This window comes from Mesorhizobium sp. M7A.F.Ca.CA.002.05.1.1 (assembly GCF_003998335.1).
In the GTDB taxonomy this organism is placed as follows: Bacteria; Pseudomonadota; Alphaproteobacteria; order Rhizobiales; family Rhizobiaceae; genus Mesorhizobium.
This window is the reverse complement of sequence record NZ_RZQI01000173.1, coordinates 1-8,638: the sequence shown is the minus strand read 5'-3', so window position 1 is coordinate 8,638 and position 8,638 is coordinate 1. Positions and strand designations below refer to the sequence as shown.

Sequence of the window (8,638 nt, the reverse complement as noted above, 5' to 3'; positions counted from 1 at the left end):
GCGAAAACCGCGTCCGATCGAAGCCTGACCGAGCGGCGGCACACGGCAGGCGGACGGAAAGGTCCCCAGGTCGGTGATCTCATCACGCCTGAACCGGATCTTCTCGTGCTGCGGTCGCTCCTGATCCACGCAATTTTCCGTTGTACGAACTCGATCGTGGACGAATCCCCGTCCGACACTATATCGGTGTGGCTTCGCGCGTAACCTCAAACAAGGGCATCGGTATGGCTGACCTCGACGTAGGCGATCTCGCGCCGCAATTCGACCTGCCGCGGGACGGCGGCGGATCAGTCAGCCTTGCCGCATCGTCCGGCAAGCCCATCGTGCTGTATTTCTATCCGCAGGACGACACAACAAGCTGCACGCAGGAGGCGATCAGCTTCTCGCAACTGAAGCCGGACTTCGAGAAGGCCGGCGCCGTGGTGATCGGCCTGTCGCCCGACCCCGTCAAGAAGCACGACAAGTTCAAGTCGAAATACAATCTCACTATCGACCTCGCCGCCGACGAGGAGCGCAAGGTGATCGAAGCCTACCATCTGTGGGTCGAGAAATCGATGTATGGCCGCAAGTATATGGGCGTCGAGCGCGCGACGTTCCTGATCGGCCGCGACGGGCGGATCGCCAGGATTTGGCGCAAGGTCCGCGTCAAGGGCCATGCGGAAGAGGTGCTCGAGGCCGTTCGCGCGCTTTGAGGTTTTGCCGGCGAGGTTGGCCCGGTTTCCCTTACAACCATACGCACGCCTGGCGGGCGTTCGCTGCGGGCAAGCCGGCCCTGCAAGCCTTTGTTAACCTTAATAATGTGTAGTCAAGCTGTCGTGGTGTCGTAAACGAAAGCTTGGTCCCGTGAACGCAACCGGTCAGTCCGCAGTCTTCGGCAGGCGTAAGGAGCCCCATACGGTCATCATCGCCCGGGGCAACGAGATCAGGCATTTCACGATCCGACCGTGGCTGGCGGCCTTTATCGGCTCGGCGCTCGCCGCCATTGCCGTCGGCTACCTCATGGCCACCTCCTATCTGGTGCTGCGCGACGATCTGATAGGCGCCACCACGGCGCGCCAGGCGCGCATGCAGCAAGCCTATGAAGATCGCATTTCGGCGCTTCGCGCCCAGGTCGACCGCATCACCAGCCGGCAGTTGCTCGACCAGCAGCTGATGGAAACCAAGGTCAGCGAACTGCTTGAACGGCAGAGCCAGCTGAGCCAGCGTCACGGCCGCCTTGGCCCGCTGCTCGAACGCGCCGAGAGCGAAGTCGGCGCAGCGCCGGCCGAAGATCCGGCAGCGGTTGCGAAGCCGGACAAACGCGCCGAAGTGACCGGCAGCATCAAGGAGCCCGCGCGGAACTATGCGGTCGCCAGCCTGAGCGCCGATCCCGGCGCCGGCGACACAAGGCCGTTCTCGCTGTGGTCGACCCGCTCCGATCCGCTGCCCAACGATTCAGCCGCCGATCGTGCCGACAAGCTCTTCGTCTCGATCAACCAGTCGCTGAAATCCATCGAGAGCGACCAGTTGACCCGCATCAGCACGCTTGCCGACAATGCCTACAAGAGTGCCGATGCCATTACCCAGGCGCTCGAGGCGGCCGGACTGCCCGTCGACAGCGATTTCGGCAAGGGCGACAGCGATGTCGGCGGACCGCTGATCCCGCTCGACAGCTCCATGATGTTCGACAGCAAGGTCAAGGAGTTGGACGAAGCGCTTGACGCCCTCGACCATCTCAAGAAGGAAGCGCGCCAGTTGCCGCTGACCAACCCCGCACCGGGCCACTCCGTCACCAGCCCGTTCGGCGTGCGCACCGACCCGATCCTCGGCACCGCGGCATTGCATTCCGGCATGGATTTCAGGGCCCCGATCGGCATGGCCGCCAAGGTCACCGCACCCGGCACCGTCACCAAGGCCGGCTGGAACGGCGGCTATGGCCGCATGGTGGAAGTCGACCACGGCAATGGTTTTGCGACACGTTACGGGCATCTCAGCGAGATCGACGTCACCGTCGGTGAGAAACTGGACGCCGGCGCCGTCATCGGCAAGACCGGCAGCAGCGGCCGCTCGACCGGCCCGCATCTGCACTACGAAGTGCGCCACAATGGCGAAGCGATCGATCCCTTGCGCTTCCTCACGGTCGGCAAGAAGGTCGCCCAGTATCTGTAAGCGATGCTGGGCTCCTGCCCCATGCGCCGATGACCATCATGATGGCTGACTAAGGCGCTCCCGTCGACAGAAACGCCGTCACTGCCGCAACCAGGGTGGCCGCGCCGACCTTCAACGCGGCCTCGTCGACACGAAACCGGCGTGGTGGAGCGGAAACACCGATCCGACCGCTTCGTTGCGGATGCCGAGCCGGAAGTAGACCGACGGGCGTTTCTCGCTGTAGTAGCCAAAATCGTCAGCGATGGTCCATCCGGGCGTGTTGAGGACGTTGTCGGCGCCGATGCAGGCCTTGGCGCTGGCGGCAATCAGCTCAGTCATCTCGACATCGTTGACGACACCCGGTTCGCCCTTGTGGATGTCGACCTCGACACGCGCCCCGTGGCTCGTCGCCGTACCCTCGGCTATCGTACGAACACGGCGCCAGGCCCGCTCGCGTGTGGCGTCGCTGCCGCTGCGGATGGTGCCTTTCAACGTGACCTTGCCGGCGGTGACATTATAGGCGTTGCCGCCATTGATGGCCGTCACGGAAATCACCAGCGGATCGTATGGGTCGATCTCGCGCGAAACGATCTTCTGCAATTCGCTCACCAGGGAGCAAGCCACGGCCAACGCATCGACACCTTCATGCGGTTTTGCCGCGTGCGCGGCCGAGCCGATGACGGCCACATCGAACGTGTCGCAGGCCAGAGTGTAGGGACCAGAGCCGACGGCAACCTTGCCGGACGGCGTGTAGGGATCGACGTGGACGCAGATGGCGGCATCGATGTCGTCGAGAAGCCCCTCTTCCACCACTCGCCTGCCGCCCGACGGTTCGTCTTCCTCGGCCGGCTGGAAGATCAGGCGAACGGTGCCGCCAAAACTGTCCCGCGACCGGTGAAGATGCGCGGCCACCGCGAAAGCCATCGATGCATGGGCGTCGTGACCGCAGGCATGCATCACGCCTGGATTCGTCGATGCATAATCGACGCCGGAGGCCTCCTCGATCGGCAAGGCATCGATGTCGGCGCGAATGGCGATCTTTCGATTCGACGGCTTGCCGGTGCCGACAATATCGACGGCAAGGCCAAAGCCGGCAACGTCGCGAATGTCGGCAATTCCCTGATCCACCAGCATCTGCCTGAGATAGCGCTGCGTGCCGGCCTCCTGGTTCGAAAGCTCGGGATTGCGGTGCAGGTGGCGGCGGACCTCGATCATCCGATCGAGAATTCCGGCGTCGATATCGGTCGTCACGGTTTTCGCAACACCACCCGCCGTGGCCGAACCCTCAGGATTTGACATGGATCTCTCGCGGGAACTTCGTCAGGGTCTCATGGCCGGTTTCGGTGACCAGGATGGTCTCGCTGATCTCGATGCCCCAGCCATCCATCCACATGCCGAGGATGGAATGAACGACATTGCCCGGTTCAAGCACGGTCTTGTCGCCCGGCCTGAGGCTGATCGTATGCTCGCCCCAGTCCGGCGGATAGGCGACGCCGATGGAGTAGCCGATGCGCGATTCCTTCTTCAGTCCGTAGCGCTGGATGACCTTGCGCCAGGCGGCTTCGACGGCTTCGGCTGATGTTCCCGGTTTGACCGCGTCGAGCACCGCATCCATGCCCTCGATCACCGCTTTTGCCGTGTCCGAAACATTTGTCGGCGTCTTGCCAAGCTGCATGGTCCTGGCGAGGCCGGCGGCATAGCGGCGGCAAACGCCGGCAAGTTCCAGCGCAATCGTCTCGTTGTCTCCGAACCGCCTGTCGCTCCACATGATGTGCGGCGCCGAGGCATTCTCGCCACCGAGGATTGTCGGTGGAAGAGCGGTGATGTCGCCGGCAAAATCCGGGCTGCCTGCGATCTGCGCCGCCTGGATGGCGGCGATGGCATCGCACTCGCGAACACCCGGTGCGATCACCTCGAAGGCCCGCGTGACGGCCGCTTCGGCCAAGGTGGACGCCTTGCGCAAATAGGCGATCTCGGGCGCCGATTTGACCGCGCGGATCCAGTTCACCAGCAGGTCGGCATCATGCCATTTTGCATTTGGAAGTCCCGCGACAAGCCGGGCGTGCGCCGTGGGGGAGAAATAATAGGCTTCGAGTTCGATGCCGATATGTCTGACACCCCAGCCCCTGGCGACGATCCAGCTCGCGATCCAGTCCATGGGATGGCGATCGACGCGCTGAACATGGTCTTCCGGAAAGCCGACCACGTTTTCCGGTTTCATCCAGGCGGTCAGAAGACCGCCGGCCGCATCCATGGCGCGCCCGATCCAGACCGGCTCGACCTCCTCGATTGGAACCAGCACCACCTGCGGCGTGTAGAACGACCAGCCGTCATAGCCGGTGATGTAATGCTGGTTGGCAACGTCGTTGACGACAAGGAGTTCGAGACCGCGCTTCGCCATCTCGGTGCGTATCTTGCGAAGCCGCTGTTGGTACTCGTCTCGGGCAAACGGCAATTCAATCATCTTTGCTCCATCTTTGTCAGATCAACGGTCGCGGGGTTCGCTCACCATTGAAGGGGTTTCGCCACGGCGGCAATCGGCCAGGACGACGCGTGGGCAGGTCCTGAACCGAATAGGCCCTCCACGGCCTTCCCCAGGAAAACTTCGGCGTGAATTTATTTTTGAATTCCATTTGACTGAATAAATAAGCAATGCAAAGCTGCGCTCTCCTAAGGGGCGCAAGGCATGGCACTGCGGGGGACCAATCAGGAGTTCGGGCGGCCGTACAATCGGCGCATCGTGCTTGAGTCCATCCGCCTTCATGGACCGATCGCCCGCGGCGAGATCGCCCGGCGCGTCGGCCTCACCGTCCAGACGGTATCGACCATCGTTCGCGAACTGGAAGATCAGGACTACATCCTGTCGCTGCGCGAAGAGCCGAAGGGGCGCGGCCTGCCGCCGGCAACGCTCCGGATCAACCCCGATGGCGGCTATGCCGTCGGCATCCACATCACTCCGCTTGGTATCAGCGCCGCCTTGATCAATCTGAGCGGCGACGTGATCGAGAGCATCTACCGCGAGGCGCCGAACGCGGCGCCGGACCACGCCTTCGAGCTGATCGGGGCGATGGTGGTGGAATTGACCAGACTGCGGGCTGGCGGACGGGTGCTGGGCGTTGGCATGGCCCTGCCCGGCCCATTCGACGTGGAGTCCATGAGTTTCGTCGGGCCAACCACCATGACCGGCTGGAAGGATGTGGCGCTGCGCGAACGGCTGGCGGCCTCCACCGGATTGCCGGCCTTCTTTGAAACCGATATGGCAGCGGCCGCCATGGGCGAGCGCCTCTACGGCCTCGGCGCCCAGTTTTCCGAATATTACTATCTCTATTTCGGCGTTGGCCTTGGCGGCGTCATGGTTCATGACGGCAGCGCCTTGCGCGGCGCCTGGGGAAATGCCGGCGAGATCGGGCACATTCCCGTTATTCCGGGCGGCGAGGCCTGCCCGTGCGGCAACAGCGGCTGTCTCGAAAGATATTTGTCGCTCGAGGCACGCCGGCGCTGGAACGGCAGCGAGGCGGATTGGGTCGCCGAAGTCGCACCGATCTTTCACAACGCCGTCGCCGTCATCGAGAACCTGTTCGACCCGGAGACGGTCATCCTCGGCGGGCTGGCGTCCACCGACCTGCTCGAAATGCTGGCTGGTTCGGCCGGAGGCCTGCACAACTCCGTCTCGGCCCGCAAGGACCGCACGACGCCCAGGGTTGTGGTCGCGCGCGGCGGACAGCATTCCGTGCTGCGCGGCGCCGCCGCCCTTGCGGTTTCCGGGGTGCTGTCACCTCGCTTCGGGCAGATGTTCGCGGCCGAACGCGAACGCGAGCGCGACCTTCTCAAAGGCAGGGAGATTGCGGCATGAGTGAACCCCTGCTGGTGCTCGACAACGTCACCAAGAACTATGGCGCGATCGAAGCGCTCAAGGGGATCAGCTTCTCGATCGGCAAGGGCGAGGTCGTGGCGCTGCTGGGCGACAACGGCGCCGGCAAATCGACACTGGTGAAGATCATATCGGGCGGACTGGAGCCGACCTCCGGGCGCATGCTGTTCGAGGGCAAGGAATTCCTTGCCAAATCACCAGCCGAGGCCAAGGCGGCCGGCATCGAGACCGTCTACCAGGATCTCTCGCTGTGCACCAATGTCGACGTGGTCGCCAATTTCTTCATGGGCCGTGAGATCACACGCAAGTTTCTCGGCATTCCCGTGCTCGACGAGCGCGCCATGGAAGCCGTCGTCGGAAGGGCGCTGGCCAATGCCGGCACCCGCATTCCCTCGCTGCGGGCCAATGTCGAGCATCTCTCGGGCGGCCAACGGCAAGCCATCGAGCTCAACCGTTTCGTGCACTGGGGCGGCAAGCTGGTGCTGCTCGATGAACCGTTCGCCGCCCTCGGCGTCGAACAGACACGGCGCGGCCTCGACATGATCCGCCAAGTGGCGAACCAGGGCATCGGCGTCGTCATCATCACCCATATCATGCAGCAGGCTTTTCAGGTCGCCGACCGGATCGTGGTGATCCGCCAGGGCGTCGTGGCCGGCGATGTCGCACGCAATAAAACAAGTCCCGATGCGGTGATCAACATGATCACCGGTGAGACGCTTGCCGGTGCCGGACCGACAGGCTGAGGGACAAAAGAGGGGTCCGGCTTAAGAGGAGCGAACGACATGAAGCGAATACTTCTTGCTGTCTTCGGTATCCTTGCACTGGCCTTTGCCACGCTCACGCCGGCATTCGCCCAGTCCAAGGGTATCATCTACTATATGGTGCCGACGCTGCTGGACGAGTTCCAGACCGGCTCGGTGAGCGCGCTGGAACTGTTCCTGAAGCAGACCGGCTACGAGATGAAGACGCTGAACGCCGACAACAAGACCGACGCCCAGCAATCGCAGATGAACGATGTCATCGCGCTGAAGCCGGCGGCCATCATCCTGGCGGCAGTCGACTTCAATGCCCTGAAACCGTCGATCGAGGCGGCCCGGGCCGCCGGCATCCCGGTGGTCGAGTTCGACCGCCAGATCACCTCGACGCCATCCGACTTCACCTCTGTCGCCGGAACGGTCGAGATCGGCTACGTAGCCGCGGACCAGGCCGAGAAGCTGCTGAAGGCAAAGCACGGTTCGGTGAAGGGCAAGGTGCTGCAGGTCCTCGGCGACCCCGGCGACCCCTATACGCTCGACATCCAGAAGGGCTTCGAGGAGAAGAGGAAGGCGTTGCCGGACGTCAAGATCATCTCGCTTCCGGGCATGCAATGGGAAGCCAGCAATGCCGGCACAATCGTTGCCGACCAGATGCTGGCGAACCCCGACATCGACCTGATCTTCAGCCATGCCGCGCACCTGTCGGTCGCCGCCGTCGCCTCGCTCGAGGCGGCCGGCAAGAAGCCGGGCGACGTCATGCTGATGAGCTCGAACGGCGCTCCGGTCGGCCTCGACCTGATCCGCAAGGGCTGGCTCAACGCCGAAATCGAGCAGCCGCTCTACGCGCAGGCCGCGGCTGTCGCGATGTTCATGGACAAGATCGTCAAGAAGCAAGAAATCAAGCCCGGTGAATACGACGTGCTCGGCTTGAAATCGACCGTGACCAAGGAAGCCTGGGGTCCGAGCATCAAGATCCCGGGTGACGCCATCACCAAGCAAAACGTCGACAACCCGGCCTTCTGGGGCAACCAGAAGCCGCCGACGGACACCGTCAAATCGGTCGAATAGTCATTGAAAGCGCTCCGGGCCGTTACGGCCCGGAGCCTGCCCTTTCATGACGCCGCGTCCAAAAGACGCCGTGGCGAATTTGAATCCGCGCCCGAACCCGACGAAATCGAATTGATTTCGCGGGGCATGCGCCAACCGGATCAGCCCATGAACCCGCGCACACGCAAAGCCCTGGAGTTCGTACTCGACAACCTCGTCTGGTTCATGCTGCTGTTCGTGCTGGTGGTCTTCTCCATCTTCGTCCCGAACTACTTTCAGCTCGGCATCTTCGCCAACATCATCGAGGCTTCCAGCGTGCTCGGCGTCATGTCGATCGGCCTGGCGCTGGTGATCATCGCCGGCCACATGGATCTGTCGGTCGAATCCGTCGCAGCGCTTAGCGCCATGGCGGTCGGCATCCTGTTCTGCTCGTCGGGCATCGGCATGGGCGTGCAACTGCATCCCGAATGGCTGATGGTTCCGGTTTCGCTGCTGCTGGCGCTGGCCGTCGGCGGTCTCATCGGCGCCTTCAACGGCTATCTGGTGGTCAAGGTGAAGATGAGCGCCTTCATCATCACGCTGGCGTCCTACATCTGGGTGCGCGGCCTCGTGCTGGTCGTGTCGGGCGGCCGCTCGGCGCAGGATCTTGCACCGGCCATCCGCTGGTTCGGCATCCAGCGCCTTGTCGGCCTGCCACTTACCGCCTGGATCGCGGTTGGCTGTTTCGTGGTCTTTTCGCTGATCATGGCCAAGACGCCGTTCGGCCGGCATCTGGTGATGATCGGCGGCAACGAGACGGCGACCTTCCGCGCCGGCATCCGGGTGAACCGCAATCTCA

The 8,638-nt window shown here is 63.2% G+C and carries 8 protein-coding genes; 6 read left to right on the top strand and 2 right to left on the bottom strand.

Annotation, left to right across the window (positions count from 1 at the left end; all coding sequences use genetic code 11):
• Window positions 1-224 precede the first annotated feature (224 nt).
• Together EN939_RS11655 and EN939_RS11650 are read left to right on the top strand one after the other, a co-directional pair.
• Window positions 225-692: a peroxiredoxin gene (locus EN939_RS11655; protein ID WP_127258257.1), complete on the top strand. Its 468-nt coding sequence runs from the start codon at window positions 225-227 to the stop codon at window positions 690-692.
• A gap of 151 nt (window positions 693-843) precedes the next feature.
• On the top strand, window positions 844-2,148 hold the full coding sequence (locus tag EN939_RS11650; protein WP_127268135.1) for a M23 family metallopeptidase: 1,305 nt from the start codon (window positions 844-846) through the stop codon (window positions 2,146-2,148).
• 111 nt (window positions 2,149-2,259) lie between these two features.
• Here EN939_RS11650 and EN939_RS11645 read toward each other — a convergent pair whose 3' ends face one another.
• Together EN939_RS11645 and EN939_RS11640 are read right to left on the bottom strand one after the other, a co-directional pair.
• The gene (locus EN939_RS11645; protein ID WP_236383312.1) at window positions 2,260-3,426 is read right to left on the bottom strand and encodes a M20 metallopeptidase family protein; all 1,167 of its coding nucleotides are present in this window, start codon (window positions 3,424-3,426) and stop codon (window positions 2,260-2,262) included.
• Window positions 3,413-4,591 carry a M24 family metallopeptidase gene (locus EN939_RS11640; protein ID WP_127268134.1) on the bottom strand — a complete coding sequence of 393 codons (1,179 nt, stop codon included), beginning with the start codon at window positions 4,589-4,591 and terminating at the stop codon, window positions 3,413-3,415. The genes EN939_RS11645 and EN939_RS11640 overlap by 14 nt, the downstream gene beginning before the upstream one ends.
• A gap of 222 nt (window positions 4,592-4,813) precedes the next feature.
• Between EN939_RS11640 and EN939_RS11635 the strand changes: the two genes are divergently transcribed.
• The 4 genes from EN939_RS11635 to EN939_RS11620 form a co-directional block, all read left to right on the top strand.
• Entirely contained in the window at window positions 4,814-5,980 is a 1,167-nt protein-coding gene (locus EN939_RS11635) for an ROK family transcriptional regulator (RefSeq protein ID WP_127268133.1), read from the top strand.
• Window positions 5,977-6,741 carry an ATP-binding cassette domain-containing protein gene (locus EN939_RS11630; protein WP_127268132.1) on the top strand — a complete coding sequence of 255 codons (765 nt, stop codon included), beginning with the start codon at window positions 5,977-5,979 and terminating at the stop codon, window positions 6,739-6,741. Before EN939_RS11635 ends, EN939_RS11630 begins: the two co-directional genes overlap by 4 nt.
• A 39-nt stretch (window positions 6,742-6,780) precedes the next feature.
• Window positions 6,781-7,821, top strand: coding sequence for a sugar ABC transporter substrate-binding protein (locus EN939_RS11625; protein WP_127268131.1), 1,041 nt, complete (start codon window positions 6,781-6,783; stop codon window positions 7,819-7,821).
• 147 nt (window positions 7,822-7,968) lie between these two features.
• The coding region (locus EN939_RS11620; protein ID WP_164750953.1) for an ABC transporter permease at window positions 7,969-8,638 on the top strand (670 nt) is incomplete at its 3' end.

Excerpts from the sequence above, each read along its gene's own strand:
- EN939_RS11645 (WP_236383312.1), bottom strand. The coding sequence starts at position 3,426 with ATGTCAAATCCTGAGGGTTCGGCCACGGCGGGTGGTGTTGCGAAAACC.
- EN939_RS11625 (WP_127268131.1), top strand. The coding sequence starts at position 6,781 with ATGAAGCGAATACTTCTTGCTGTCTTCGGTATCCTTGCACTGGCCTTT.
- EN939_RS11655 (WP_127258257.1), top strand. The coding sequence starts at position 225 with ATGGCTGACCTCGACGTAGGCGATCTCGCGCCGCAATTCGACCTGCCG.
- EN939_RS11635 (WP_127268133.1), top strand. The coding sequence starts at position 4,814 with ATGGCACTGCGGGGGACCAATCAGGAGTTCGGGCGGCCGTACAATCGG.
- EN939_RS11640 (WP_127268134.1), bottom strand. The coding sequence starts at position 4,591 with ATGATTGAATTGCCGTTTGCCCGAGACGAGTACCAACAGCGGCTTCGC.
- EN939_RS11630 (WP_127268132.1), top strand. The coding sequence starts at position 5,977 with ATGAGTGAACCCCTGCTGGTGCTCGACAACGTCACCAAGAACTATGGC.